The organism is Variovorax sp. J2L1-78 (assembly GCF_030317205.1).
Classification (GTDB): Bacteria; Pseudomonadota; Gammaproteobacteria; order Burkholderiales; family Burkholderiaceae_C; genus Variovorax; species Variovorax arabinosiphilus.
On record NZ_JASZYB010000002.1, the window covers coordinates 772,693 to 797,818 of the forward strand.

Annotated in this window: 24 protein-coding genes; 5 read left to right on the top strand and 19 right to left on the bottom strand. The window is 69.8% G+C overall.

All coding sequences use genetic code 11. The annotated features are described in order from the left end of the window. Nucleotides 1-4: 4 nt before the first annotated feature. The 4 genes from QTH86_RS17565 to QTH86_RS17580 form a co-directional block, all read right to left on the bottom strand. Nucleotides 5-2,521: a chemotaxis protein CheW gene (locus QTH86_RS17565; RefSeq protein ID WP_286647482.1), complete on the bottom strand. Its 2,517-nt coding sequence runs from the start codon at nt 2,519-2,521 to the stop codon at nt 5-7. 153 nt (nt 2,522-2,674) lie between these two features. Continuing rightward, nucleotides 2,675-3,160 carry a GNAT family N-acetyltransferase gene (locus tag QTH86_RS17570; RefSeq protein WP_286647483.1) on the bottom strand — a complete coding sequence of 162 codons (486 nt, stop codon included), beginning with the start codon at nt 3,158-3,160 and terminating at the stop codon, nt 2,675-2,677. 4 nt (nt 3,161-3,164) lie between these two features. Beyond that, nucleotides 3,165-3,422: a hypothetical protein gene (locus QTH86_RS17575; RefSeq protein WP_286647484.1), complete on the bottom strand. Its 258-nt coding sequence runs from the start codon at nt 3,420-3,422 to the stop codon at nt 3,165-3,167. A gap of 22 nt (nt 3,423-3,444) precedes the next feature. Further along, nucleotides 3,445-3,921, bottom strand: a complete 477-nt coding sequence (locus QTH86_RS17580) for an FKBP-type peptidyl-prolyl cis-trans isomerase (RefSeq protein WP_286647485.1) — start codon at nt 3,919-3,921, stop codon at nt 3,445-3,447. Between the two features lie 233 nt (nt 3,922-4,154). Between QTH86_RS17580 and QTH86_RS17585 the strand changes: the two genes are divergently transcribed. After that, nucleotides 4,155-4,619, top strand: coding sequence for a DUF2846 domain-containing protein (locus tag QTH86_RS17585; protein WP_286647486.1), 465 nt, complete (start codon nt 4,155-4,157; stop codon nt 4,617-4,619). Here QTH86_RS17585 and QTH86_RS17590 read toward each other — a convergent pair. Continuing rightward, nucleotides 4,579-4,968, bottom strand: a complete 390-nt coding sequence (locus QTH86_RS17590) for a hypothetical protein (RefSeq protein ID WP_286647487.1) — start codon at nt 4,966-4,968, stop codon at nt 4,579-4,581. The genes QTH86_RS17585 and QTH86_RS17590 overlap by 41 nt on opposite strands. An 89-nt stretch (nt 4,969-5,057) precedes the next feature. Between QTH86_RS17590 and QTH86_RS17595 the strand changes: the two genes are divergently transcribed. Further along, complete coding sequence (locus tag QTH86_RS17595) at nt 5,058-5,807, top strand: TorF family putative porin (RefSeq protein WP_286647488.1); 750 nt, start codon at nt 5,058-5,060, stop codon at nt 5,805-5,807. Nucleotides 5,808-5,867: 60 nt separating this feature from the next. Here QTH86_RS17595 and QTH86_RS17600 read toward each other — a convergent pair whose 3' ends face one another. From QTH86_RS17600 to QTH86_RS17665, 14 genes are all read right to left on the bottom strand, one after another. Beyond that, nucleotides 5,868-6,680, bottom strand: coding sequence for an SDR family NAD(P)-dependent oxidoreductase (locus QTH86_RS17600; protein WP_286647489.1), 813 nt, complete (start codon nt 6,678-6,680; stop codon nt 5,868-5,870). Further along, nucleotides 6,677-7,546, bottom strand: coding sequence for a phytanoyl-CoA dioxygenase family protein (locus QTH86_RS17605; RefSeq protein ID WP_286647490.1), 870 nt, complete (start codon nt 7,544-7,546; stop codon nt 6,677-6,679). Before QTH86_RS17605 ends, QTH86_RS17600 begins: the two co-directional genes overlap by 4 nt. Next, nucleotides 7,543-8,373 (bottom strand): putative hydro-lyase, encoded by an 831-nt coding sequence (locus tag QTH86_RS17610; RefSeq protein ID WP_286647491.1) that lies wholly within the window; start codon nt 8,371-8,373, stop codon nt 7,543-7,545. The genes QTH86_RS17605 and QTH86_RS17610 overlap by 4 nt, the downstream gene beginning before the upstream one ends. Beyond that, entirely contained in the window at nt 8,370-9,116 is a 747-nt protein-coding gene (locus tag QTH86_RS17615; protein ID WP_286647492.1) for an energy transducer TonB, read from the bottom strand. Before QTH86_RS17615 ends, QTH86_RS17610 begins: the two co-directional genes overlap by 4 nt. After that, nucleotides 9,113-9,523, bottom strand: coding sequence for an ExbD/TolR family protein (locus QTH86_RS17620; protein WP_286647493.1), 411 nt, complete (start codon nt 9,521-9,523; stop codon nt 9,113-9,115). The genes QTH86_RS17615 and QTH86_RS17620 overlap by 4 nt, the downstream gene beginning before the upstream one ends. Nucleotides 9,524-9,536: 13 nt before the next feature. Beyond that, nucleotides 9,537-10,133: a MotA/TolQ/ExbB proton channel family protein gene (locus QTH86_RS17625; RefSeq protein ID WP_286647494.1), complete on the bottom strand. Its 597-nt coding sequence runs from the start codon at nt 10,131-10,133 to the stop codon at nt 9,537-9,539. Nucleotides 10,134-10,146: 13 nt separating this feature from the next. After that, entirely contained in the window at nt 10,147-12,513 is a 2,367-nt protein-coding gene (locus tag QTH86_RS17630) for a TonB-dependent receptor (protein ID WP_286647495.1), read from the bottom strand. Between the two features lie 385 nt (nt 12,514-12,898). Next, nucleotides 12,899-14,395 (bottom strand): aldehyde dehydrogenase family protein, encoded by a 1,497-nt coding sequence (locus QTH86_RS17635; RefSeq protein WP_286647496.1) that lies wholly within the window; start codon nt 14,393-14,395, stop codon nt 12,899-12,901. A 13-nt stretch (nt 14,396-14,408) separates the two neighbouring features. Beyond that, nucleotides 14,409-15,617, bottom strand: a complete 1,209-nt coding sequence (gene metC / locus QTH86_RS17640) for a cystathionine beta-lyase (protein ID WP_286647497.1) — start codon at nt 15,615-15,617, stop codon at nt 14,409-14,411. A gap of 21 nt (nt 15,618-15,638) precedes the next feature. Next, nucleotides 15,639-16,418: an SDR family NAD(P)-dependent oxidoreductase gene (locus QTH86_RS17645; RefSeq protein WP_286647498.1), complete on the bottom strand. Its 780-nt coding sequence runs from the start codon at nt 16,416-16,418 to the stop codon at nt 15,639-15,641. A gap of 24 nt (nt 16,419-16,442) precedes the next feature. Next, nucleotides 16,443-17,204, bottom strand: a complete 762-nt coding sequence (locus QTH86_RS17650; RefSeq protein ID WP_286647499.1) for an ABC transporter permease — start codon at nt 17,202-17,204, stop codon at nt 16,443-16,445. Between the two features lie 61 nt (nt 17,205-17,265). Next, nucleotides 17,266-18,039, bottom strand: coding sequence for an ABC transporter permease (locus tag QTH86_RS17655; RefSeq protein ID WP_286647500.1), 774 nt, complete (start codon nt 18,037-18,039; stop codon nt 17,266-17,268). Continuing rightward, the gene (locus QTH86_RS17660) at nt 18,026-18,850 is read right to left on the bottom strand and encodes an ABC transporter ATP-binding protein (RefSeq protein WP_286647501.1); all 825 of its coding nucleotides are present in this window, start codon (nt 18,848-18,850) and stop codon (nt 18,026-18,028) included. Before QTH86_RS17660 ends, QTH86_RS17655 begins: the two co-directional genes overlap by 14 nt. Next, the gene (locus QTH86_RS17665) at nt 18,847-19,920 is read right to left on the bottom strand and encodes an ABC transporter substrate-binding protein (RefSeq protein WP_286647502.1); all 1,074 of its coding nucleotides are present in this window, start codon (nt 19,918-19,920) and stop codon (nt 18,847-18,849) included. Before QTH86_RS17665 ends, QTH86_RS17660 begins: the two co-directional genes overlap by 4 nt. A gap of 194 nt (nt 19,921-20,114) precedes the next feature. Here QTH86_RS17665 and QTH86_RS17670 point away from each other — a divergent pair, with 194 nt between their 5' ends. The 3 genes from QTH86_RS17670 to QTH86_RS17680 all read left to right on the top strand — a co-directional run bounded on the left by QTH86_RS17670 (nt 20,115) and on the right by QTH86_RS17680 (nt 25,041). Then, the gene (locus QTH86_RS17670) at nt 20,115-21,122 is read left to right on the top strand and encodes an isopenicillin N synthase family dioxygenase (RefSeq protein ID WP_286647503.1); all 1,008 of its coding nucleotides are present in this window, start codon (nt 20,115-20,117) and stop codon (nt 21,120-21,122) included. 13 nt (nt 21,123-21,135) lie between these two features. Continuing rightward, the gene (locus QTH86_RS17675) at nt 21,136-23,226 is read left to right on the top strand and encodes a hydantoinase/oxoprolinase family protein (RefSeq protein ID WP_286647504.1); all 2,091 of its coding nucleotides are present in this window, start codon (nt 21,136-21,138) and stop codon (nt 23,224-23,226) included. Between the two features lie 168 nt (nt 23,227-23,394). Beyond that, entirely contained in the window at nt 23,395-25,041 is a 1,647-nt protein-coding gene (locus tag QTH86_RS17680; protein ID WP_286647505.1) for a hydantoinase B/oxoprolinase family protein, read from the top strand. Nucleotides 25,042-25,126: the final 85 nt, after the last annotated feature.

Below are 25,126 nucleotides of genomic sequence, written 5' to 3' on the forward strand. Positions count from 1 at the left end.
GTCGCTACGTCCGCACCGCGGCCCGCCCGATGGCGTGCAGGGCATCGATGTCGATGACCGTCAGCATCGGCCCGTCGCCGCCGTCCACCAGCGCGGTCGCCAGCGGGTCACGCGCCTCCAGGCCCGGCGGCAGCGGCCGCAGGGCCGAGCGCGCCACGTCGAAGACCGGGCCAAGTTCGTCCACGCGCAGCGCAACCCGGCGCTGGTTCGCGTCTTCGCAGATGACGAGCAGGGCCTGTCGACGGTCGGTCGTGCCACCGGCGTCGCGGCCGAGGCGATGCAGGTCGATCACCGCCAGCGCCCGGTCGTCGTGGATGACGATCCCGCCGCGCCCTTCGCCGGCGGCCGAGGCGGGCGCCTCGATGGCTTCGACCACCTGGGCCGTCGCGAGGCCGAGCCACTGGGGGCCGATGCGCACGCTCGCGAAGCCGGTGCGTTCGTCTTTCTGGGGCGCGTGCGCATCCAGCGCCGGCGCGAAGCGCGCGGGCCAGGCGTCGGTGTCGCCAGCAGCCACCTCGCCCAGCGCCGACAGCACCAGGCAGGCCATGTCGTCGGGTCCGCAGCTGCCGGCACTGTCGTATTCGCGGTAACCGCCCGTCATGGCGATGCCGGCCGCATGGAGCACGCCGCCGAGCTCGACGAGTGCGCCGTTCGATGCGCCCCGGGCCAGCGATTCGCAGCGCTCGCGCAGCGGCGCTTCGTCGCCGGCCTGCCAGCGCGCATCGGTGCTGGCCACCACCGTGCCGTTGCGGGTGAGAAAGAGCGCCAGGGCGCCGGGCAGCGGTGCGCCCGCCGCGTCGCGCGGCAGCACGTCGTGCAGCATGGCTTCCATCTGCACCGCGCTGTCGAAGACGGTCGCCACGGTGCCGCCCCGGCCCGTGCCGGTGTGGGCATGCGCCGCGAAGATGCTGGTGCCGCGGCCGTCGTAGAAGGGCGACGGGCCGAAGGCCGCGCGCACGTAGGCGCTTTCGTCGCGCAGCAGGGCGGCTGCCGACATCCAGGGCGTCGCCACGCTGCCCGCTTGCGGTGTGCGTGAGCTGGCGAGCACCTTGCCGTGCTCGTCGAGCAGCAGGAGCTGCGCGTACACCGTGTACAGGCCGTTGATGTGCGCGAGCACCTTCGAGGCCTGGGCGCAGGCGTCGGGCGTGCGCTCGCGCGCAGCAGTGCGCAGGGTCTCGTCGAGCGCCCACCAGCGGCAGTCGTTCGCGCGCTCGTAGAAGCTGCGGTCCAGGATGTCGCTGCCCAGCGCCGCGGCGGCCCGCACCTCGTCGACCACCGAGGCCTCGGCGGACTGCTGCAATTGTTCGATCGCCTCTTCGAAGACCTGGCTGATGCGGCGCCCCGTGGCGGTGACGCGCTCGAGCAGCACGTTCGCGAAGCCGGTGGCGGACACGTCGCCGCCGTCCGCCTTCAGGCGCAGCTGGCCGTTCCAGACCAGCCGCTCGAGGCCGTGCTGGATGCCCTTGGCCTGCATCGGGATCGTGCGCAGCGCTTCGCCGAACAGGTGGTTGCCCGCGGAAAGCCGGGCGCCGATGTCTTTCTTCGGCATCGGCGCGGTGCTGCCGTCGAACGCGGCATCGAGCGGCACCAGCACACAGCCGACCCAGCCCAGGCCGACGTAGCCCTGGTAGCCGTTCGAGCTCGCCTGCACCGTGAGGTAGTCGCGCCCCGCGAAGCGCAGGGTGATGCTGCCCGGGCGTGGCGCCGGCAGCACCACGCCGAGCCCGACCTGGTGCACGTCGGAACTGGCGACCACGGTGCGCTGTGCGTCGAGCAGCAGCAGCACCGAGGCCTCGTCGCCCGCGGTGAGCGCCGCGAAGATCGACGCCATCTCGTTCTGCAGCGCGAAGCTCAGGCACAGCACTGCCGCGGCGTGGCCGCCGGGGGTGCGCACCGGGGCGCAGAAGAGCAGGCCATCCTGTCCGCCGAGCAGTGGCGACGGGCCGAAGCGCTCCAGGTAGGGCGCGTCGTTGCGCAGCGCTGCCTGGGCCAGCCCGGCGTCTGCCTGCGCGGTGGTGTCCTGCCGCAGGCGCACGCGTGCGCTGCCGTCTGCCGCGAGCAACAGGATGTCGTCGTACACGCTGTACTTCGCCTGGTACGAAGTCAGATGGTTCTGCAGGGCGCCGAGCTGCGCCGCGTCGATCTCGGTCGCCGCGGCGGCGGCGCTGACGAGGGCACTGTCCAGCGCGAGAAAACCCACGTCGGCGGTGCGCTCGAACAGGTTGCGCACCAGCAGGTCGACCAGGGTCTGTGCCTTGGCGCGCGCCGAGCGCAGGGCGTCCTGGCGCAGGCGCTGGGCCAGGGCGTCGAGCAGCACGCCGGTCAGGGCGTGGAACCTGGCGCCCGTGGCAGCGATGGACGTGCCGCTGCCGGTCATCTGCGCCAGCAGACCGAGCTGGTCCCAGGTGTCTTCCAGCCGTTGCAGCGACTCGCGATGGTCATTCACCAGCGCCATGCGCGGGACGAGCGGCGCAACGTCGGGAGAGAACGTCACGCCCTTGAAAACGACAGTTCCGGACATGGCATGTGCAGACGGATGCGCCCAAGGGTCGGCGTACCGCGTGGCGGGATGAAGGAAGTCGGATCCTAGGCCGCGGGGGCCGTGGCCCATGGGTGGAACAGAGGGGGCTTTCCCCCTCAATTCGCTGCGGCAGGCGCCGCGGCGCTGGCGGGCTCAGGCGGCGGCCGTCAGCACCTTGCGCATGCGTGCATTGCGCAGGATGACGCCGGCGCGCTCGACCTCCTGCCGCATTTCGATCGCGAAGCCCGAGGCGAGGAAGAAGCGCTCCGCACGCAGGCTTACGTTGGCATGCAGCGCGGCGATGCCCTGCGCCTGCGCCACCGCATGCAGGTGCGCCATCAGGGCCGTCGCGACGCCGCGGCCCGCGTGATCGCCCGAGACGAAGAACATGTCGATGTGGCCGGACGGCTGCACGTCGGCAAAGCCGGCCATCGTGCCGCCCCGTTCGGCGACGAAGGGCCGGATGTGCTGCATGCGCTCGGCCCACCGCGCCGCGTCGTGGTCGCGTGGTGCCCAGGCGGCGAGCTGCTCGGGTCGATAGTCGCGGGCCGCGAGGGTGTGGACGGACGACTCGAAAACGTGGCGCAGCGCAGGGGCGTCGCCCGGCTGGTAGCTGCGGATGCGAAGCGCGTCTTCCAAGCGCCTACCGCCCCGTCACCGACCACCCCGCATGCAGGTTGGCCTTGTCGTTCTCGTATTCCCAGCGGGTGCCGCAGCGGTCGCAGCGGTAGCTGGTGACGGTGACCATGCGGCCGTCCTCGCGTTCTTCCTTGCGGTTGTTGCCCTGCACCAGCTCGGCGTGGCCGGGGGCCCGGCGCCAGTTGCGCTGGATGCCGCTGCACGGCTCGCACAGCGCCATCTTCTTCTGGTCTTGTTCGCGGGCGCTCAGGGGGGAGTTCATGGGTGGGCCGTCGCTTCGTGGATCAATGATGGTGGCCGCCTGCGCCGTGCACGTGCCGGTGCGCCAGCTCTTCCGGTGCGGCAGCGCGCACCTCGAGCACCTTCAGCACGAAGCGCAGCTCCTGGCCGGCCAGCGGGTGGTTGCCGTCGAGCAGCACCTGGTTGCCCTTGATCTTCTTCACGTAGTAGATCTGCGGCTCGCCGTTGTCGTTGCGGCCTTCGAGCTGGCCGCCGACCTTCACGCCCGGCGGGAAGTCGCTCTTGTCGATGGTGCGCTCCAGCGCCGGGTCGCGCAGGCCGAAGGCGTCTTCGGGCTTGAGCTGCAGCGTGACGCCGTAGCCGGCCTCCTGGCCGTCCAGCGCCTCTTCGATCTTGGGCAGCGTGTTGTCGTAGCCGCCATGCAGATAGCCCATGGGCTCCTTGGCTTCCTCGATGAGCTTGCCCTGCAGGTCGGTGACCTTGTAGCGGAGGGTGACGACGGTGTCTTTTTCGATTTTCATGGGGGGATTCTCCCGCAGAGCGCCTGGTGGGGCCAGGCGACGAGGGAAACACCCGTCTTGCCGGGTACCAGTTCGCTCAGGCCCTCACCCCGCGAATCCAACACCCAAGACACTGAGTTACATGTCGAAACAAAAGGGCATAATCCCGCCGCTCCCGGCACCACGCCGCGGTCATGGAGGCGGGCTCGAGATCGGGCTCGGCGTTTTTTCTCAACTGTCTTTCAAGTTCAAAGATGAAGATCAATCACAACATCACCATCCTCGCCCTTTCCGCCTTCGTGTTGACCGGATGTGCCTCCGTCAACATGGCCAGCAAGGAGGAGTCGGACAAGGCCAAGCAATTCAGCGCTCCCAGTGCGGGGAACTCCGGCGTCTATGTGTATCGCAACAGCTTCGTCGGGAAGGCGCTCAAGAAGGACATCTGGGTCGACGGCAAATGCCTGGGCGAGAGTGCATCCGACGTGTTCTTCTACACGCAGGTCGAAGGTGGCAAGAAGCACAAGATCGAAACCGAATCGGAGTTCTCGCCCAACGCCATGGAAGTATTCATGGAAGCCGGGAAGAACTACTTCATCCGGCAGTTCATCAAGCTCGGTGCCTTCGTGGGCGGCGCCGACTTGGAACAGATTCCCGAGGAGCAAGGCAAGGCCGACGTGGTCAAACTCGGGTTGGCGCAGCCGGGCACGTGCGGCAAGTAAGTCGTCTTCTTGCTGGGCGCTCACGAACGGGCGCCTGCCGCTGACGTTCACGGGAAAAGCGCAACGGCGCCGCCGTGCCGTCGATGATCGGCCCATCGCTGGCGCATGCATTCGACGCGATGGCGCCGGGCGCCACGAGGTTGGCCGTCATGCCATCGAAGTCCTTGTCCTTGAGCTCGCCGATGGTCTCGCCCAGCAGCGGGCCGGGGATGCCGGCCGCGTTGAGCAGCACGTCGGCGCGTCCGCCCGACCAGGCGAGGAACACTTCCATCGCCGCGGCGACGGCCGACTCGTCGCTGACCTTCCCTTTTTTATGCGGTCTTTGCGCGAGGCGGCCAAAGCTTTGCACCCTCTTGATGCCCGTTGCTCGACAGTGTCGTCCGGCTGCCGACCCGGCAGACATGAACGACAACGGCCGATGGCCCCAACGGAATCCCCATGCAAAAACGCACCCTTCGCACCACCCTCTGCGTCGCCCTCGCTACCCTGCCGATGCTCGCCAGCGCACAGCTGACGGCCAATGTGGCACTCACGAGCAACTACAAGTTCCGCGGGCAGGACCAGGACACGGGCCGCACGCGTGCCTTCAAGCCGGCGATCCAGGGCGGCTTCGACTACGCCTTCGGCGAGAGCGGCTGGTACGTGGGCAACTGGAACTCCAGCGTCAACTGGCTGTCGGGCAACAGCATCGAGAGCGACCTGTACGGGGGTTACAAATTCACCGCCGGTGGCGTGAACTGGGACGTGGGCGCGTTGACCTACATCTACCCGGGTGCCAAGGGCGCCAACACCACCGAGCTGTACGGTGCCGGCAGCTTCGGTCCGCTGACGCTGAAGTACTCGCACACGATCTCCAAGGACTACTTCGGCTGGGCCGGTGAGAGCTCGGGCTCGGGTTACAAGGGCCGCAACACGGGGTACCTGAACCTGGCGTTCGCACAGGAAGTGGCGCCCTCGTTGACGCTGAAGGCGGCGGTGGGCTACACGCGCTTCAATGGCGGCATCAAGGACTACACGGCCCTGACCAGCAGCAAGATCCCGAACTACGTGGACTACGCGCTGGGCGTGTCGTACGACTTCGGCAGCGGTGTCGCGCTGTACGGCGGCGTGCAGGGTGCCAACAAGAAGGACTACTTCGGCTTCGTGAACAAGACGCGTGGCATCGTCACCCTCAGCAAGACGCTGTGAGGCCGTCCGGCCGATGCAAGACGCCCCCGGCGCCCCGCAGGCGCATGGACGGTCAACGACTCACACGATCACGCCACCATCCACCACGATCTCCTGCCCGGTGATGTTGCGTCCGCCTTCGCCCGCCAGGAAGCGCACGGCGGCGACCACGTCGGCGGTGTCGTTGGTCCGCTGCAGCGCGACGCCGAGCGATTGCACGTAGCGCTCCAGCACCACGGCTTCGCTCACGCCTTCGGCCTCGGCCTGGTCGGCCCATCGCTGGCGCATGCGGTCGACCGCGATGGCGCCGGGCGCCACGAGGTTGGCCGTCACGCCATGCTTGCCGACTTCCAGCGCGGCGCTGCGCGTCAGGCCGCGCAGTGCCCACTTCGAACTCGCGTAGCTGGCGCGGCCGGCGCGCCCGCGCATGCCGTGGTTGCCGCCGATGTTGATGACCCGCCCGTTGCCTTGCCGGCACATCACCGGCAGCAGGTGCGACATCAGCAGGAAGGGGCCGCGCAGGTTGGTCGCCATCACGGCGTCGAAGTCCTTGACCTTGAGCTCGCCGATGGTTTCGCCCAGCAGCGGGCCGGGGATGCCGGCCGCGTTGACAAGCACGTCGGCGCGGCCGCCCGACCAGGCGAGGAACACCTCCATCGCCGCGGCGACGGCCGACTCGTCGCAGACGTCCGTCGACAGGATGCAGGTGCGGCGGCCCAGGGCGCGGATCGCCGTGGCCGTTTCTTCCAGCGCCTCGGTGCGCCGGCCCAGGATGCCGACGTCGCAGCCGTCCTCGGCCAGCGCGATGGCGATGGCCCGGCCGGAGCCGCTGCCGGCCCCGGTGACGAGTGCGAACCGGTTCGCCGTCGACGGCTCGTGATCGTTCGCGCTCATGCGGCCGCCTTGTCGAAGTAGCGCGCGCGCGCATGGGCCTGCGCCTTGTAGATGGAACTCCCGGCGCGCGACGGGAAGGGCAGCTTGATGTAGTGGGGCTCGGTGCGCACCTCGCTCGTGGCCGGGCCGGTCAGCAGGCGCGCGTTGTACTCGTCCCAGTCGACGTCGTAGAACAGCGGGAAGGCATCGCTGGCCGCGTACTCGAGGAACAGGATGCGGCGCTGCCGGCCGGAGCGGTTGGCGCCCGAGCCGTGCATCGTCATCGGGTGGTGGATCGACACCGTGCCGGCCGCGCCGACCAGCGACGCGGCGCCGCCGATGTCCACCTTCTGCGCGGCGATGTCCACCGCGCCGACGAAGCCCAGCTCCGGGTCGTGGTGGTCGAACAGCGGCCCCTTGTGGCTACCGGGCAGCACCTGCATCGCGCCGTTCTCGAGCGACACGTCGTCGATCATCACCGACGCGACGCAGGTCGACATGTTGGTGTGCGGCGCGAAGGCCCAGTCCTGGTGCCACTCGAGCGGCGAGCCCTCGCGCGCGGCCTTCATGTTGATCTTGCTGTGGCTCAGGCGCATGTTCTCGCCGCAGATGCGCTGCACCAGCGTGAAGATCGCCGGGTGCTTCGCCAACGCGAAGTACAGCGGGTCGACACGGTGCGGCTTCTTGAGCCGCTGGACCATCGGCACTTCGGGCGTGTGGGCTGCCTCGAAGTCGAAGAGCGAATTCTCTTCGGTCAGGCCGGTGGCCTGCGCGGCGATGCGGTCGGTGGTGGCCTGCAACTCGGCCACCTCGGCGGGGTTGAGCGCGTCGGGGATGAGCACGTAGCCTTGCGCCTGGTACTGCGCATACATCGTCTCGATGTTCATGATGTCTTTTCCTTTTCGAATGAGGGATCGGCGGCGGTGCCGTCGATCGGCAGGTCGGTCACGACCATGTGCGCCTTGTAGTGGGTGATGCACAGCGGCAACCGGGCCTGGCGGGCGGCCAGCTGGGCGGTCGCACCGCAGGCCCAGAACACGGGCAGTTCGTCGTCGTGCAGCTCGGTGAGCCCGTGGCCGCCATAGGACCGCGCGAGGTCGTCGATGCCGATCAACGACGGCCAGCCGATGTGCACCGGCTCGCCGTGGAACTGCGGGTAGCGCTGCGACACGGTGATCGCGCGGATCGCGTCGGCCGCGCGCAGCGCGCGCATCGACACCACCAGCGGGCCGCCGAAGCGCCCGGCCGGCTTGGTCTCGATGCCGGTCACGTACATCGCCGAGACGCTGCCCTCGTCGATGTGGCGCAGCCGCACGCCCTGGCGCTGCAGCACGGCCTCGAACGAGAACGAGCAGCCCAGCACGAAGGCCACCAGGTCGTCGCGCCAGACCGTGGCGATCTCGCGCGGCGTGTCGACCAGCTCGCCGTCGCGGAAGACCATGTAGCCGCCGACGTCGGTGCGCAGGTCGAGGTCGGCCGCGATGCCGGGAATGTGCGGCGAGCCCGGTTCGCTGCGGCCCAGCAGCGGCAGCGCCTGCGGGTTGAGCGCGCAGTACGCCGCGAAGTCGTCGGCGTGTTCGGCCGGCACGATCATCAGGTTGCCCTGCACATGCCCGCGCGCCACCGTGTTGGTGAAACCACGGAAGGCGCCGCTGCGGATCGCCGCGCGCACGGCGGACGGCGATTCGGTGTCGAAGTCGGGTGGCGCGCTCATGGCGAGACGAACTGCACGGTGACGGTGAAGACATGGTCGCTGCTGCCCGGCCAGGCGTCGCCCGGCCAGGCCGGGTACTTGCCGTTGCGCACGATCTGCAGCGCCTGCTTGTCGAGGATCGGCGAGCCTGCGCTGCGCTCGATCTCCGCATCCTTCATGGTTCCGTCGCGCCCCAGCGTGAAGCGCACGACGCTTGCGCCTTCGGGCCGCAGGCGCCGTGCATCGCCCGAGGTCGGGTATTCGGTGATGCTGCGGATGTAGCCGCGCAGACGTCCGACGTAGCCGGCCTCGATGTTGGCGTTGTTGACCGGTGGCGGCGCGGGTGCGGGCACGGGCGGCGTCGGCACCGGCGGCGGGGCCGGTGCCACGGGCGGCGGTGGTGGCGGCGGCGGCACGGGCGCCGGTGCGGGCGAAGGCGACGGGGCCGGCACCGGGGCCGGTGCGGGCGGCAGCGGACGCGGCAGGGGCGGCGTCACCGGCTTGGGCGGAGGCGGCGGTGGTGGGGGAGGCGGCGGCGGCGGAGGCACCTCGGGCGGCACTTCTTCCGCCTGAAGGGTCACCACGGTCGGCGCGTCGGGCGGCGGTGGGTTGGGCGCGAGTTCGGGCCGCGGCATCATCGCCAGCGCCACCACGGCGGCGGCGGTGGCCGCCAGCGCGAAACCGATCGAGGCGCGCTCGAACGGATCGCGCGCCGTCATCGGCCGAAACACCCGGCGCCCGTCGTGACTCGGGAAATCGCTCACGGCTGGCGCTTGGTGATGATGGACGCCGCTGGCATCCCCGCGGCCTTGAGCTGGTCCAGCAGCTCGACGAGCGTCTGCAGGTTCGAGCTGCCGTCGCCGGCGATGATCACCTTGGCCGGCTTGGGGCCGGCCGCGGCCTTGAGGCGGTCGGCGATCTGCGCCATCGGCGCCGGCTTGCCGTCGACGTAGACCGCACCGGTGCGGTCGATCGTCAGCGTGATGCGCAGCGGCTCGTCCTTGACCGGATCGGGCTTGGCCGAACCCGGCAGCGCCACGTTCAGCCCGAGCGCCGGCAGCACGTTGGTGCTGATGAGCACGAAGAACACCAGCAGGAACATCATCACGTCGATCATCGGAATGATCTCGATGCGCGCGCGGCGCTCCTTGCGTTGGGGGAAGGCTCTCATGGCGGGCTCCGGGTCACTCGGTCGCTTCGAGCAGGAAGCCCTTGAAGTCCTCCGTGATGCATTCGCCCAGGCGGTGCAGCACGTTGTGGCCCAGCAGGCCGTACAGCGCGGTGCCGATGCCGATCGCCGTGGCGAACAGCGCCGAGCCGATGCCGCGGCTGACCGCCGACGGGTCGGACACGCCACCGGCGGACAGCGCCTGGAAGGTGTCCATGATCCCGAGGATCGTGCCCAGGAGGCCGAGCAGCGGCGCCGCCGTGACGATGGTGTCGAGGATCCACAGGCCGCGGTTGACCTTGCCGTCCACGCGCAGGAAGAGCGCGGCCGACAGGTCCTCGATGCGGCTGCGCGTGACCGCGCCCTTGCGCTGCACGGCGACGTACTCCTGCATGGAAAGCGTCAGCACGTCGCGGCCCGGCGCGAGCTCGGGCAGCGGATGGCTCGCATCGCGCGCCATCGCCGTGGCGATCGCCTTGGCGATGCGCGTGCGCCGCGACATCAGGTGCACGTAGTACACGAGCCGCTCCAGGATCACGAAGGTGAGAATGGCGATGCCCGCGTACAGCAGGTTGATCGTGGCGGCGTGCAGGAAGTCCTGGCTGATTTGCATGGTGCGTGAGTCCTCAGAAGCCGACCGAGAAGGTCAGCATCGCGGCGAAGGTGTTGGCCACCACGTAGGTGGGCTGGGAAGCGGCGATGAGCGTGCCGTTGGTGCCGCGCGTGGCGACCGCGTTGGTGGTCGAGCTGTTCACGCCCGACAGGTACTTGCGGTTGCCCAGGTTCAGCAGGTTCAGGCGCAGTTCGGGCTTGGTGAAGCCATAGGTCGGGTTGCTGGCGAAGCGGTAGCCGACGGCGGCGTCCACCGTGGTGTACGACGGGATCTGCTGGTCGTTCATGAGCGTGGCGTACTGCTTGCCCACGTACTTGATGCCCAGGTTGCCGAAGAAGGTGCCGTTGTCGTAGTCGACCGCCAGCGCCGCCTGCATCTTCGGTGCGCGCACTGCTTCCTTGCCGGTGGTCGGCAGGTAGTCGCCCGAGACCGGGATGTTGCTGTCGATGCGCGTCTTCATCAGCTCCAGCGACGCATAGGGGCGGAAGTTCTTGTAGGGGCGCATGCCGGCCTCGAAGTCGATGCCGTAGGCGCTCTGCTTGCCGCCGTTGATCGGCGACGCCACGCAGCCCGGGTCGCACACCTGCGCCGAGATCTGGCGGTTGTTGAACTTGTAGGCGAACACCGAGCTCGCCAGGCTGTAGACCGGGCCCTGGTAGCGGTAGCCGGCCTCGATCGAGTTGGAGGTTTCCGATGGCTGCCCGGGGTTCTCGCGCGTGGTCGTCGCACCCGTGGTGGCGTTGTAGCGCGGGTAGAGCGCGCCGGCCGGCAGGATGCGGTAGCCGCGAGCGACCGTGGCGAACACCGAGCTCGTGTCGTCGAGCTTGTAGCGGATCGCGGCCGTCGGCAGCACGGGGTTGTTCGAGGCCTCGGTCTCGGGCACCGAGCTGGGCACCCGGTTGATGCCTTCGCGGTTGAGCCACAGCTTCTTGATGCCGACGTCGATCGCCAGCCGGTCGCCCATCAGGCTGATGGTGTCGCCCGCGAACAGCGCGTAGAAGTTGTCGCGCGTGTCCTGGTTCCATTGCTGCACCACGTCGCCGTTCGCGGTGCGGATGTTGTACGAGGTGCCGCTCACGCTGGCCGGCGTGCCGTCGGCGTTGAGCAGGCTGTACGGCCGGTAGAGCTGGTCGCGCGAATGCTGGGCCCACACGCCGGCGACCAGCGTGTGGTTGTCGAGTTGGTAGGTGCCCTTGGTCGTGATGCCGGTGCGGATGTTCTTCTCGATGATCGGGTTGTAGAACGAGACGTTGGTGTCGGTGGTCGTTCCGTTGCCGTTCAGGTCGACTGCGCTCACGCGGTTGCCGTAGGCCACCGATCGTTCGTTCAGCGTGCCGGCCGAGCCCGAGCCGCCGTAGCCGTAGAAGAGGTAGGGCGTCACGTTGACGGTGAGCTTGTCGTTCACGCGCAGGTCGCTTGGCGCCGAGAGCAGCACGTTCTCCCACGGGTTCTGCAGCGACTTGTAGTAGTTCAGGCTGCCGCGCGTGTAGGTGCTGTCGTAGTTGGTGCTGGCGCCCTTGACGCCATCGGCGTTCCATTGCGCCAGCGTCGGGTTCTTGTACACGTCGCGCATGATCTTCGAGTAGGTCAGCGCGATGCGCGTGCGGCTGCCGCCGCCCCATTCCTGCACCGCGCCGAAGGCCAGATGCTGCTTGCGGTCGTCGCCCGGGCCGCGGAAGTGGTCGGCGTCGATCTGCGAGATCGAGCCGAAGGCGCGGAAGCCGCTGTCGCCGATCTCGCCGGTCTCGCCGCGCAGGAAGATGCGGCGTGCGTTGTCGGTGCCGATCGAGGTCGTCAGCAGGCCGCCGCGGGTCTTGGACGGCGTGTGCAGGAAGATGTCGACGATGCCGCCGGTGGCCGTGACGTTGGGCGAGACCAGGTCGGCGGAGCCCTGGTTCAGCGTCACCACGTCGGTGTTCTCGGTGTCGATGTACTGGCCGGGGAACACCGACCAGTTCGAGGCCACGCTCATCGGCATGCCCTCGAAGTTGAAGCCCATCTGCCCGCCATCGAAGCCGCGCACCGAGATCACGCCGGGGCTCAGGCCCCACGCATCGCTCGGCGCCGCGTTGGCCCCCGGCGACAGCTTGAGCAGCTGGAACACGTCGGCCGACGGCTGCTGCTTCTGGATGAAGTCGCGCGTGACCGAGCTCTTGGCCTTGGGCACGTTCTCGTCGACCATCAGCCCACCGCTGAGCTCCTTGCGCGTGACGCCGGTGGCCGAGGGTGTGTCGTCCGGATTCGCGTTGGTGGCACCGGTGGCGCTCACGCGGCCGATGTCGGTCCTCTCCTGTGTCGCGGTGGGGGTCGGCAAGGCCGTCTGTGCACAGGCCGCAGCCGCGGCCGTGGCCAGGACGGTGGCGATGAATTCGGTCTTCATGGGTGGGTTTCCGGTACGGTTGAAAACGTTGAAGTGGCGGCTCGCCGTGCGGCGGGCCGAAGCGCGTGGCGCGGGATACGTTGCAAGGCCAGGTCAATTTATCGAGAAGGCCCTCGTCGAAGAATTGCTTTTTTCGTCGGTGCATCACGCACGGACCGCTACGTGGCAGCGCCTCAGGGGTGCTGGGTGCGCAAAAGGCCGTGCGTTCTCTTTTTCGAGATGGGCCTCGACAAAATGGCAACGCGTCGACGCGTTCCCACGGGTGAAAAAGCAACGCGCCAATGGCAGGCGGCCTGCTGCTGTGCTCCAGTGCCGGACCCACAAAGCAGAAGGCCGCGCATTGCTGCGCGGCCTCGATGACCAGCTCAACCGATGGACGACAGCGTCAGTCGTGCTGGATCCACAAGCCCTTCACGTTCAGGTACTCGTCGAGCTGCTGCGCGCCCGACTCGCGGCCGTAGCCGCTCTGCTTCACACCGCCGAAGGGCATCGACGGGTCCATCTGGTTGTAGCAATTGACCCAGACCGAGCCCGACTGCAGGCGCTTGGCCATGGCGTGCGCGCGGCCGATGTCGCGGGTCCACACGCCGGCACCCAGGCCGAAGGGCGAGTCGTTGGCGCGGCGCACCACCTCGTCGAGGTCGTCGTAGGGCATCACCGAAGCCACGGGGCCGAAGATCTCTTCGCGCGCGATGCGCATCGGGTCGCGCACGTCGGCAAACACCGTGGGCGCGACGAAGTTGCCTTGTGCATGCGCGGGCCCGTCGAGCCGCGCGCCGCCCGACACCAGCCGCGCGCCCTCGTCGCGGGCGCTGTCGACATAGCCGAGCACGCGCGCCATCTGGCGTGGCGACACCAGCGGTCCGATGTCGCTCGTCGGGTCGGTGCCGGCGCCCACGCGCAGCGCGGCCCCGGCCCGCGCCATGGCCTCGACCACCTCGTCGTAGATGCCGCGCTGCACGAACACGCGTGTGCCCGCGCTGCAGATCTGGCCGGCGTTCGCGAACACGCCCATCGCCGCGGATTGCGCGGCGCGCTGCACGTCGGCATCGTCGAACAGGATGTGCGGCGACTTGCCGCCGAGTTCCAGCGACAGCCGCTTGAGGTTGCCGGCCGAGGCGCGCACGATCTGCTGGCCGGTGCCGACCGAACCGGTGAACGACAGCTTGTCGACGCCCGGGTGTTCGGCCAGCGCCGCACCGGCGCCCGCGCCGAAGCCCGTGACCACGTTGATGACGCCCGGCGGCACGCCGGCCTGCAGCGCCAGTTCGGCGAAGCGCAGCGGCGTGAGCGGCGCGTCTTCCGCAGGCTTGAGCACCAGCGTGCAGCCGGTCGCCAGCACCGGCGCGGTCTTGAAGACGGTGGCCCACAGCGGGCCGTTCCAAGGAATGATGGCGCCCACCACCCCGACCGGCTCCTTCAGCGTGGCGGCGAACATGTCGCCGTTGAGCGAGGTCTCCGCCGTCAGGCCATGGATGGCGGTGGCCTGCCCGGCGAAGTAGCGCATCAGCCCGACCAGGTGGCGCCGGCTGCCCCGCGTGTGGCGGATGGGCGAACCCATGTCCAGCGTGTCGAGCCAGGCCAGCTCGTCGTAGTGCGCGTCGAGCACGTCGGCCAGCGCATGCATCAGCGCCGCGCGCTCGTCGGGCTTCATGCGCCGCCACGGTCCTTCGAAGGCAGCGCGCGCGGCAGCCACGGCGCGGTCGATGTCCTCGCGATCGCCCTCGGGCACCACGGCCAGCAGGTCGCCGGTGGCCGGGTTGCGCGTCTCGAAGGTCTTGCCGGAGGCCGCGGCCACCCACTGCCCGCCGATCAGCATGCGCTTGGGCGCGCCGTCGAGGAAGGGGTGCGTCGCGTTCGCGTAGTCGATCTCTGGCGTCATGCGTGGAGGTCCTTCAGGCGGCGGCCGCGAGTCGTGCGAAGCCGCGTTCCAGGTCGCGGATCAGGTCGTCGGGGTCTTCGAGGCCGGCGTGCAGCCGCAGCGCCGGGCCCTTCTCCTGCCAGGGCCGCGCGCTGCGCAGCGTGGCCGGGTAGGTCGGCACCACCAGGCTTTCGTAGCCGCCCCAGGAATAGCCCATGCGGAACAGTTCGAGGTGGTCGAGCATGGCGGCAAACTGCGTGTCGCTGCAGGGCTGGAGCACCGCGCCGAAGAGCCCGCTGGCGCCGGTGAAGTCTCGCTTCCAGATCGCGTGGCCGGGGTCGTCCGGCAGCGCCGGGTACATCACGCGCGAGACCTCCGGCCGCGTCTGCAGCCACTTCGCGATGGTCGTGGCCGTTTCCTGGTGGCGCGGAATGCGCAGGCCCAGCGTGCGCAGGCCGCGCAGCGCCATGTAGACGTCGTCGGGGCCGCCGCAGTAGCCCGAGCCGGACGCCGTCTTCTTGACCGGGATGAACGAGGCCTCGTTGCAGACCGCGATGCCCAGCATCAGGTCGGAGTGGCCCGAGATGTACTTGGTGGCCGCATGGATCGACACGTCGACGCCGTGCGCCAGCGGCTTGAAGCACAGCGGCGAGGCCCAGGTGTTGTCCAGGATGGTCCTGATGCCGCGCGCCTTCGCCACGGCGGTGATCGCCGGCACGTCGGTCATCTCGAAGGTCAGCGAGCAGGGCGACTCGAGGTAGATGACCTTGGTGTTCGGCTGGACCAGGTGCGCGATGTCGGCACCGATCAGCGGGTCGTAGTACGTCACCTCGACCCCGTACTTCTTCAGGAACTCGTCGCAGAACTGGCGCACCGGGCCGTACAGGCTGTCGACGATCAGCAGGTGGTCGCCGGTCGAGAGAAAGGCGGTGAGCGCGGCGCAGATCGCGCCGAGCCCGCAGGAGGTGACGACCGCGCGGTAGCCGCCTTCGAGTTGCGTCACCGCGTCTTCCAGCGCGCGCGTGGTGGGCGTGCCCTCGCGGCCGTAGGTGAACTGTTCGAAGGCGCCGCTGGCGCGGTCGCGCCGTGTCTCCAGCAACTGCGCGACGGAATTGAAGATGAAGGTGGACGCGTGATAGACCGGCGGATTGACGATGCCGTGGTACGCATCGGGGTCGCGGCCGAGGTGGACGATCTGCGTGTCTTGCGCGAAGGCGCTGGCGTGGGAAGCGGGTGTGTTCATGGCTTGAGGAAGGGAAGAGATTCAGACCAGCGTGCCGGCATCGACCACGATGTCCTGGCCGGTGATGAGGCGGCCGCCGTCGGAGAAGAGGTGGATCACCGCATGGGCCACGTCGTCGCCGCTCACCAGCCGGCCGAGCGCGGACTTGGACGTGAAGCGCCGCAGCACGGTTTCGTAGGGCAGGCCTTCGCGCAGCGCCGAGGCTTCGAACAGGCGCTTGAGCCGCGGCCCGGCGATGCCGCCCGGCGCCACCGTGTTGACGGTGACGTTGTGCGGCCCGCCTTCGAGCGCGGCCGACTTCACGAGCCCGCGCACCGCCCATTTCGACGCCGCGTAGATGGCCGCATCGGCCACGCCCTTGTGGCCGTAGGTGCCGCCGATCACCACCACACGGCCTTCGCCCTGCGCGATCAGCAGCGGCATCACCGCGCGCATCGCCAGCATCGTGCCGAGAACGTTGATGTCGAAGCAGGCGTGGTAGTCGGCCGCGGTGCTCTGCCACACCGGCTGGCGCGGGCTGCCGACGCCGGCGGTGCACAGCAGCCGGTCGATGCGGCCGAAGCTCGCGTGGGCTGCGCGCGCGGCGGCATCGAGCGCATCGCTGTCGGTCACGTCGGCCTGCAGCACGATGGCTTCGCTGCCGATGGCGCGCACCGCGGTGGCGACCTCGTTGCCGGACTGCGTGTCACGTCCGACGATCGCCACGTGCGCGCCTTCGCGCGCCAGCGCCAGTGCCAGCTCGGCACCCAGCCCCTTGGTCGCGCCGGTGGCGAAGACCACCTTGCCTTTCAGTGTGTTCATGAGGGTCATGTCGAGGGGCCGCGGTCAGCGGCTCCAGTCCTGAACGACGCGCTCGAGCGCGATGGTGAAAGTGAAAAATAAATAGGACACCGTCGTGCCGGCGCCGACGGCCGCCCACATGAGCGCGAAGTTCTGGCGCGAGTAGGCGTCGAGGATCAGGCTGCCGAGGCCCGGTGCACCCGACAGCCATTCGGCGAACATCGCGCACAGGATGGCTGAGGCCGACGCGATGCGCAGCCCCGTGAAGAGATGCGTCATGGCGCAGGGCACGCGCAGCTTGAAGACCGTCTGCCAGAAGCCCGCGCCGCTGCAGTGCATCAGCTCCAGCATGTGGCGGCTCGGCGCCTCGAAGCCCTTGCGCGCCGCCAGCATGATCTGGAAGAAGGACAGCAGTGCGACCATGCCGACGCCGTTCCATCGGTCGCGCCCGAAGATGAGCACCAGCACCGGCGCGATGGCAATCATCGGCACGGTGCGCACGACGACGATCAGCGGCATCAGCGCCGCGTCGAGCGTCGGCGAAGCCATGAACAGCAGCGCCAGCACCAGCGCCGCCACCGTGGCCACCGCCATGCCGATGACGGTGGACTGCACCGTGAGCCAGGCGGCGTGGCCGATGGTGCCGGCGTTCTCGCCCATCGCCTGCGCCGCGGCACCGGGGCTCGGCAGCAGGTAGTTCGGCACGGCGAAGACCCAGATCGCGGCCTGCCACAGCAGCGCCACGACGGCGATGGTCGCCGCGTAGCCGGCGAGGCGCTGTGCCGTCAGCGTGAGCGCACCGGTCATCGGAGCACCTCCGTGCCTTGCACTGCGGTGCAAGCTTGCTTGGGGCGGCCCGGCGCTGCGCTCATGCCGCCTCCGGCGCAGGTGCGCGGTCGTAGCCCGCCACGCGCTCCAGCAGGCAGATGTAGACGTAAGCCAGCGACGACACCGCGCAGGCGATCAGCACGGTGGCCCACAGGCGCTGCACCTGCAGGCCGAACATCGCGTTGAGCATCACCACCCCCAGGCCGTTCTCGGCGCCGTTCCATTCGCCGATCAGCGCGCCCAGCACGGCCAGCGGCGCGCTGATCTTGAGGCCGACGAACAGCAGCGGCACGGCGCTCGGCAGCGCCAGCAGGCGGAAGCGCTGCCAGCGCGATGCGGCCAGCACGGTGAACAGCTCCTGCTCGCCGGCCTTGCTCTCGCGCAGCCCCTGCACCACCGACACCAGCATCGGGAACACGCAGATCACCACCGTGATGAGCACCCGCGTGCCGAGCGTGAGGCCCAGCCACACGCTGAGGATCGGCGCGATGGCGATCATCGGGATGCTGCTGAGCACGGCACCGGCGGTGAGCACCGGCCCTTCGCTGCGCGGTGCCGCGTACACCGCGAAGCCGATGCCCAGCGCCAGCATCAGCGCGATGAGGAAGCCGTAGGCGGCGGTCAGCACCGTGGTGGCGAGCTGCTGCAGCAGCATCGCGTGTTCGGCCCACAGCAGGCGCAGCACGCCCGAGGGCTTCGGGATCGTCATCGGCGCGCCGCCGTGCGCCACCCAGGCCTCGGCCGCGGCCAGCAGCGCGCCGAACACCGCCATCGGCAGCAGCCAACGCCGGGCGTGGCGGCTAGCCTTCGACATCGGCAGTCTCGTGGTCCAGCGCATGCGGCAACTGGTCGAACAGCGCGCGGCGCACGCGGTCGACGGTGGCGTTGAAACGCGGGTCGTCCATGGTCGCGAGACGGCGCGGGCGCGGCATCTCGACATCGATGGTCTCGACGATGCGGCCGGGCTTGGCCGCGAAGACGAAGATGCGGTCGGCCATCAGCACCGCTTCCTCGATCGAGTGCGTGACCATCAGCGCGGTGGTCTGCGTCTCGGCGCGGATGCGCAGCAGCTCGAAGTTCATGCGGTAGCGCATCACCTCGTCGAGCGCACCGAAGGGCTCGTCGAGCAGCAGGATCTTGGGCGAGGCCACCAGCGCCCGCGCGATGGCGCAGCGCTGCTGCATGCCGCCCGAGAGCTGCGAAGGCCGCGCGTGCTCGTAGCCCGACAGGCCGACGAGGCGCACCAGCTCTTCGGGCGTGCGTGCCGGCACGTAGCCGCTCTTGCCCAGCAGCTCGAGCGGCAGGCGCACGTTTTCGAGCACGCTGCGCCAGGGCAGCAGCGTGGCTTCCTGGAACACGAAGCCGATCTGGTGGTCGCGCCGGGCCTGCTTCGGCGGCGCACCGTCGACGGCGATGTGCCCGGCCGTGGGCGCGAACACATCGGCCACCATGCGCAGCAGCGTCGACTTGCCGCAGCCCGAGGGGCCGATCAACGCGCCGAACTGGCCGGCCTCGAGGTCGAGGCTGACGTCCGCGAGCGCGGGCACGGCCTGGCCATCCAGTGCGAAGGACTTGGAGACATGCTGGACCGAGAGGCCGGCCATCGATGCGCTTGCAGCGGTCATTTCAGCGCGGCTCTCACGATGTCCTGCGTGACCAGCCGCGACACGTCGACCTCGGCGTCCGCCGGCACGCTGCCCGCCTCGCGGCCGAGCGCCACCGCCTTTTCGAACACGGCGGGGTCGATCCAGAGCAGGCCGTGCCTCTTCGCGTCGCCGCCCACGATGTAGTCGCGCATCATGTCCGCCTGCCCGCGCTGCTCTGCCACGTCGGTGCCGGGCGGCGCGTACTTGCGCACGATCATCTCGGCCGCTTCCTGGGGGTTGTCGACCACCCAGCGCCAGCCGCGGATCAGCGCGCGCGTGTAGCGCACCAGCGCATCGCGGTGCTGGGCCAGCGTGTCGCGCCGCGCGATCAGCACCTGGCCGTAGCCGGGCACGCCGAGGTCCGACAGCGGCATCCAGTGCGGGTCAAAGCCGATCTTGCGCAGGGCCGGCACCGCCGTCGTCGACCAGCTGTAGTAGCCGTCGACCTGGCCCGAGGCCAGCAGCGACGGGTCGCTGCCCACCGGCACCAGGCGGATGCTGGCCGGGTCGATGCCGGCGCGCCGGATCAGCGGGATGAGCTGCGCGCGCACGCTGTTGGGCACGCCCAGCGTCTTGCCCACCATGTCCTGCACCGAGCGGATCGGCCGGCCCACCGGGCTCATGATGGCGCCGGGGTCGTGCTGCATCACGGCGGCGAAGGCGACGAGCGGCTGGCCGTGCAGGTGGCCGTCGATCATGCCGGCGACGTTGCTTTCGCTGGTCATCGCGCGACCGCTGGCGACCAGGGTGCGGTAGTCGGTGCCGGGGCCGCCGGCGACGAAGTTCACGTCCAGCCCTTCCTCCGCCAGATAGCCGCGGTCGAGCGCGGCCAGGTAGCCGCCGAACTGGATGCCCTTGACCCAGCCGAGCTGGTGGTCGAACGTCATGAGACCTCGTGTGGAAGATGCGGCGCCGCCCGGCGCCAGCACGTGAAAGGACAGGGCGCCCAGGCCCGCGAGCGGCAAGGCGCCGAGCGCGGCCAGCGCACCGCGACGCCCCAGGCGGGGGACGCGGAAGCGATCGACGGACGTCGCAACATGGCTTGGCATGGCCGTGATCTTGCCGCCGGAAACGCCCAGCACACGTAGCTGTTTGCGCAAGCGGTGCTGACGCAAAAGGCACCCCGGCGCGCGCGGCTTGGCGCTACCGTCACGGCCTGCCTGCCATCCGTGGCGTCTGCGTGCACGACGACGTTGCACGGCGCCGGGCATGCGTTCGAAAGACTTGCAAAGGACCCGCTTCCATGAGCCGCAGCACTGCCGGCGTCGAGGACAGCATCGTCGCCAGGACGGTGGACCTCGCAGAGATTCCCATCATCGACTTCTCGCCCTTCCGCCACGGCGGCGAGGCCGGCAAGAAGGCCGTGGCCGCCGAGATCGCCCACGCCTGCGAGCGGATCGGCTTCTTCTACCTGAAGGGCCACGATGTGCCGCCGCAGGTGCTGGCCGACACCTTCGATGCATCGAAGGCCTTCTTCCACCGGCCCGAGGAAGAGCGCCGCGCCTCGGCCGCCACGCTGCAGTGGTACCGCGGCTGGATCCCGATGCCGCGCCGCGAAGGCGCGCTCGACCGCAACAGCCGGCTCTTCGAGCAGTACCGCATCCAGGCGGACTTCCCGGACGAGGCCGAGCCCGACCCGATCTTCAACCGCCCCAACCGCTGGCCCGAGGACATGCCGGCCTTCCGCGCCGCCTGCCAGGCGCACTACGCGGCGATGCTGGCGTTGTCGCGCGACCTGCTGCGCGCCTTCGCCATCGGCCTGGGCCTGCCCGAAGACCGTTTCGACGGCTACTTCGACCTGCCGATCTGCCAGCTCAGCCTGCTGTACTACATCCCGATTCCCGACGGCTCGGACGTCGAGGTGTCGAACACCGTGTCGCACACCGACGAAGGGCCGCTGACCATCCTCGCGCAGGACAGCATCGGCGGGCTCGAGGTCAAGCGCCGCGACGGCACCTGGATCTCGGCGCCGCCGGTGCCGGGCGCCTACACGATCAACATCGGCGACATGATGATGTGGTGGTCGAACGGGCAGTTCGTCTCCAACTACCACCGCGTGCGCAACAAGGCCGGCGTCGAGCGCTTCTCGATCCCGTTCTTCCTCAACCCCGACCAGGACACCGTGGTCGCGCCGCTGCCCGAGCTGGTGGCGCGCGACGGCGGCGTGGCGCGCTTCGAGCCGGTGCATGTCGGCACGCACCTCAAGCGCTTCTACGCACGGCTGGAAAAGTCGCCGGGCGACTTCCTGTGAAGCGGGGCACGACGTGACATCGGCATCCACGAGCGCAGGCCTGGCGCGCATCGGCGCCGACATCGGCGGCACCTTCACCGACGTGGTGCTGGAGACGCCGACGCGGCGCCATTCCACCAAGCTGCTCACGACCTACGACGCGCCCGAGCGCGCGTTGCTCGACGGCATCGCGCTCTTGCTGGCGGAGGCTGGCCTGCGTGCTGACGACGTCGGCCTGGTCGTGCACGGCACCACGCTCGCCACCAATGCGCTGATCGAGCGTCGCGGCGCCAAGACCGCGCTGCTGACGACCGAGGGCTTTCGCGACGTGCTCGAGATGGGCACCGAGAGCCGCTTCGACCAGTACGACATCGCCATGGACAAGCCGCCGCCGCTGGTGCCGCGCCGGCTGCGCGTGCCGGTGCGCGAGCGCATGGCCGCCGACGGCGCCGCGCTGCTGCCGCTGGACGAAGACGGCGTGCGCACCGCCGCCGCCTTCTTCGCGGCCGAGGGCGTGGAGAGCGTGGCCGTGGCTTTCCTGCACAGCTACGTGAACCCGGCGCACGAGCAGCGTGCCGCCGCGCTGCTGCGCGAGGCGCTGCCGGGCGTGACGATTTCGCTGTCGTGCGAGGTGTCGCCGGAGATGCGCGAGTACGAGCGCTTCTCAACCACCGCCGCCAACGCCTATGTGCAGCCGATCGTCGCGAGCTACCTCGGCCGCCTCGACCAGAAGCTGCGCGCACTGGGCTTCGGTTGCCCGCTGTTCCTGATGCTGTCCTCCGGCGGCCTGACGACGGTGGAGACGGCGGCACGCTTCCCGGTGCGGCTGGTCGAGTCCGGCCCCGCGGGCGGCGCGCTGTTCGCCGCCGCGGTGGCGGCCGAGCGCGGCATCGCACGCATGCTGGCGCTCGACGTCGGCGGCACCACCGCCAAGCTCTGCTACATCGACGACGGCCTGCCGCAGAGCTCGCAGGTGTTCGAGGTGGCGCGCGTGCACCGCTTCCGCAAGGGCAGCGGCCTGCCATTGCGCATCCCGGTGGTGGAGATGGTGGAGATCGGCGCCGGTGGCGGCTCCATCGCGCGCATCGACGGTGCCGGCCGCCTGGCCGTCGGCCCCAAGAGCGCGGCGTCGGAGCCCGGCCCGGCCTGCTACGGCCGCGGCGGTGCCGACCCCACTGTGACCGATGCCGACCTGGCGCTCGGCCGCATTGCCGCCGATGCCTTCGCCGGCGGGAAGATGCGGCTCGACGCCGAGGCCTGCGCGACGGCATTGCTTGCATTGCCCGGCCTGCGCCAGGCCGATGCGCCAGCCCGCGCGCTCGGCATCAGCGAGATCGTCGACGAGGCCATGGCCAGCGCCGCGCGTGTGCATGCCGTGGAGCTGGGCCTGACGCTGGACGCGCGCACGCTGGTGGCCTTTGGCGGCTGCGCGCCGCTGCATGCCGCGCGTGTGGCCGAGAAGCTGGGCATCGACGAGGTGGTGATCCCGCGCAGCGCGGGCGTGGGCTCGGCGGTGGGCTTCCTGCGCGCACCGATCGCCTACGAAATCGCGCGCAGCCTGCACCAGCGGCTCGATGCTTTCGACGCCGGCGCGGTCAACACGCTGCTCGATGCGATGACGGACGAAGCGCATGTCATCGTGCGCCACGGCAATGCCGAGTTGCCACGCGGTGAACGCCGCACCGCCTTCGCACGCTACCGCGGCCAGGGCTACGAGATCGCGATCGACGTGCCCGCGCGCACGCTCACCGTCGCCGATGCCGAGCTGCTGACCGCCGCCTTCGAAACGGCCTACCGCGCGCACTACGGCGGCCTGGCCGTGAAGCTGCCGATCGAGATCCTGACCTGGCGCGTGGCCGTGGCCACCGCGCAGCCGCCGGTCGAGCGCATCCCCGAGCCCGCGCAGCGCCGCAACGCCGAGCCCGACGGGCACCGCGAGGTGCTCGACCCGGGCCTGGGCCAAGTCCGTCGCCACGCGCTGTACCGACGCACCGAACTCCGCCCCGGCGACACGCTGTCGGGCCCGGCGCTGATCGTCGAGGACGAGACCACCACCGTGGTGTCGCCAGCCTTCGATGCGCGCATCGACGGGCACGGCTACATCGTCATGACGAGGCGGAAATGAAACCCACCCCCGAAGCGGCGCACTGCGTGTCGCCGCCTCCCCCTCAAGGGGGCGCACCCGGCGGCCTGGCAGAGCCAGTTCCGCGGGTGCCCTGGCCTCGGCCGCGCCGGTTTCATCCGATGCGGCTGGCGCGCGGCGCCTTGCAAAACTGAAATGGGAGCATTCACGATGACTTCAACGACAAGCACGGCCGGCGTGGACGACACGCTGCGCGACCTGCGCCTGCAGGTGATGTGGACGCGCCTGATCTCCGTGGTCGAAGAGGCCGCGCAGGCGCTGATGCGCACCGCCTTCTCGACCACAGTGCGCGACGCCGGCGACCTCTCGGCGGCCGTGTTCGACACACAGGGCCGGCTCATCGCCGAGGCCGTGACCGGTACGCCGGGCCACGTCAACTCCATGGCCGAAGGCGTGCGCCATTTCATCGCGCGCTTCCCCATTGACACGATGGCCGAGGGCGACCACTACATCACGAACGACCCGTGGCTCACGGCAGGCCACCTGCACGACATCACCGTCGTGAGCCCGGTGGTGATGGACGGCCGCGTGGTCGGCCTGCTGGGCTGCTGCTGCCACCAGCTCGACATCGGCGGCCTGGGGCAGGGCCCCGACGGGCGATCGATCTTCGAGGAAGGCTTGCAGATCCCGCTGATGAAGCTGGCCTCGGGCGGTCGCATCAACGAAGACCTGCTCGCCATCCTCAAGCAGAACGTGCGCACGCCGCTGCAGGTGGAGGGCGACGTGCTGTCGTATATCGCCAGCAACGACACCGGCGCGCGGCGGCTCAAGGCCATGCTCACGGAGTTCGGCCAGCTGAGCCTGGACGCACTGGGCGACTACATCCTGGCGCAGTCGCTGGCCGCGACGCGCGAGCGCATCGCGGCGCTGCCGCGCGGCCAGTGGCAAAGCGAGCTCACCATCGACGGCTACGACGCGCCCATCACCCTGCGCGCGACGCTCACCATCACCGAAGACCAGGTGTCGGTCGACTACGTCGGCACCGATGGCGCGGTGCCGCAGGGCATCAACGTGGTGCTGAACTATTGCCGCGCGTACACGGTGTTCGGCCTCAAGTGCGTGATCTCGCCCGAGGTGCCCAACAACCACGGCGCGCTGCTGCCCTTCGTGGTGGATGCGCCCGAGGGCAGCATCCTCAACGCGCTGCGCCCGTCACCGGTGGCGGCCCGCCATGTCATCGGCCAGATGCTGCCCGACGTGGTGCTGGGCTGTCTCGACCAGGCGCTGCCGAACCGCGTGCCGGCCGAGGGTTCGTCCTGCCTGTGGAGCGTGCAGCTGCGCGGCCGCGTGCCCGGCTCGGCCGCCGCCACCTTCGACACCGTGTTCTTCAACAGCGGCGGCGCCGGCGCCCGACCGGGGCAGGACGGCCTGGACGCCACCGCCTTCCCCAGCGGCGTGCGCGCCATGCCGGTGGAGGTGAGCGAGCACGGCGCCCCGATCGTCATCTGGAAGAAGGAGCTGCGCCCCGACAGCGGGGGCGCGGGCCGCTACCGCGGCGGCCTGGGCCAGACCGTCGAGGTCGGCACACGCGATGGTGCGGCCTTCGAGGTGTTGGCGATGTACGAACGCGTGGCGACGCCGGCGCGCGGGCGTTCCGGCGGCGGCGACGGCGCAGTGGGTGTGGTGCGGCTCACGTCCGGCACGCTGCTGCGCGCGAAGGGGCTGCAGACGATTCCGGCGGGCGAGCGGCTGGTGCTGGAGCTGCCGGGCGGCGCTGGGCTCGGCGATGCGCGGGAGCGCAGTGCGGTGGCGGCTGCGGCGGATGCGGCGGCGGGGCTGGTGGGCGCGGGGCGCTGATCCGAATCAGGGCCGCGGCCCGGTGCCGGCGCGAAAATCGCGCGATGCCCACGAACGATGCCACGTCCCCAAGCCTGGTCCCGCT

Excerpts from the sequence above, each read along its gene's own strand:
- QTH86_RS17565 (WP_286647482.1), bottom strand. The coding sequence starts at position 2,521 with ATGTCCGGAACTGTCGTTTTCAAGGGCGTGACGTTCTCTCCCGACGTT.
- QTH86_RS17575 (WP_286647484.1), bottom strand. The coding sequence starts at position 3,422 with ATGAACTCCCCCCTGAGCGCCCGCGAACAAGACCAGAAGAAGATGGCG.
- QTH86_RS17580 (WP_286647485.1), bottom strand. The coding sequence starts at position 3,921 with ATGAAAATCGAAAAAGACACCGTCGTCACCCTCCGCTACAAGGTCACC.
- QTH86_RS17585 (WP_286647486.1), top strand. The coding sequence starts at position 4,155 with ATGAAGATCAATCACAACATCACCATCCTCGCCCTTTCCGCCTTCGTG.
- QTH86_RS17595 (WP_286647488.1), top strand. The coding sequence starts at position 5,058 with ATGCAAAAACGCACCCTTCGCACCACCCTCTGCGTCGCCCTCGCTACC.
- QTH86_RS17600 (WP_286647489.1), bottom strand. The coding sequence starts at position 6,680 with ATGAGCGCGAACGATCACGAGCCGTCGACGGCGAACCGGTTCGCACTC.
- QTH86_RS17605 (WP_286647490.1), bottom strand. The coding sequence starts at position 7,546 with ATGAACATCGAGACGATGTATGCGCAGTACCAGGCGCAAGGCTACGTG.
- QTH86_RS17610 (WP_286647491.1), bottom strand. The coding sequence starts at position 8,373 with ATGAGCGCGCCACCCGACTTCGACACCGAATCGCCGTCCGCCGTGCGC.
- QTH86_RS17620 (WP_286647493.1), bottom strand. The coding sequence starts at position 9,523 with ATGAGAGCCTTCCCCCAACGCAAGGAGCGCCGCGCGCGCATCGAGATC.
- QTH86_RS17625 (WP_286647494.1), bottom strand. The coding sequence starts at position 10,133 with ATGCAAATCAGCCAGGACTTCCTGCACGCCGCCACGATCAACCTGCTG.
- QTH86_RS17630 (WP_286647495.1), bottom strand. The coding sequence starts at position 12,513 with ATGAAGACCGAATTCATCGCCACCGTCCTGGCCACGGCCGCGGCTGCG.
- QTH86_RS17635 (WP_286647496.1), bottom strand. The coding sequence starts at position 14,395 with ATGACGCCAGAGATCGACTACGCGAACGCGACGCACCCCTTCCTCGAC.
- metC (WP_286647497.1), bottom strand. The coding sequence starts at position 15,617 with ATGAACACACCCGCTTCCCACGCCAGCGCCTTCGCGCAAGACACGCAG.
- QTH86_RS17645 (WP_286647498.1), bottom strand. The coding sequence starts at position 16,418 with ATGAACACACTGAAAGGCAAGGTGGTCTTCGCCACCGGCGCGACCAAG.
- QTH86_RS17650 (WP_286647499.1), bottom strand. The coding sequence starts at position 17,204 with ATGACCGGTGCGCTCACGCTGACGGCACAGCGCCTCGCCGGCTACGCG.
- QTH86_RS17655 (WP_286647500.1), bottom strand. The coding sequence starts at position 18,039 with ATGTCGAAGGCTAGCCGCCACGCCCGGCGTTGGCTGCTGCCGATGGCG.
- QTH86_RS17660 (WP_286647501.1), bottom strand. The coding sequence starts at position 18,850 with ATGACCGCTGCAAGCGCATCGATGGCCGGCCTCTCGGTCCAGCATGTC.
- QTH86_RS17665 (WP_286647502.1), bottom strand. The coding sequence starts at position 19,920 with ATGCCAAGCCATGTTGCGACGTCCGTCGATCGCTTCCGCGTCCCCCGC.
- QTH86_RS17670 (WP_286647503.1), top strand. The coding sequence starts at position 20,115 with ATGAGCCGCAGCACTGCCGGCGTCGAGGACAGCATCGTCGCCAGGACG.
- QTH86_RS17680 (WP_286647505.1), top strand. The coding sequence starts at position 23,395 with ATGACTTCAACGACAAGCACGGCCGGCGTGGACGACACGCTGCGCGAC.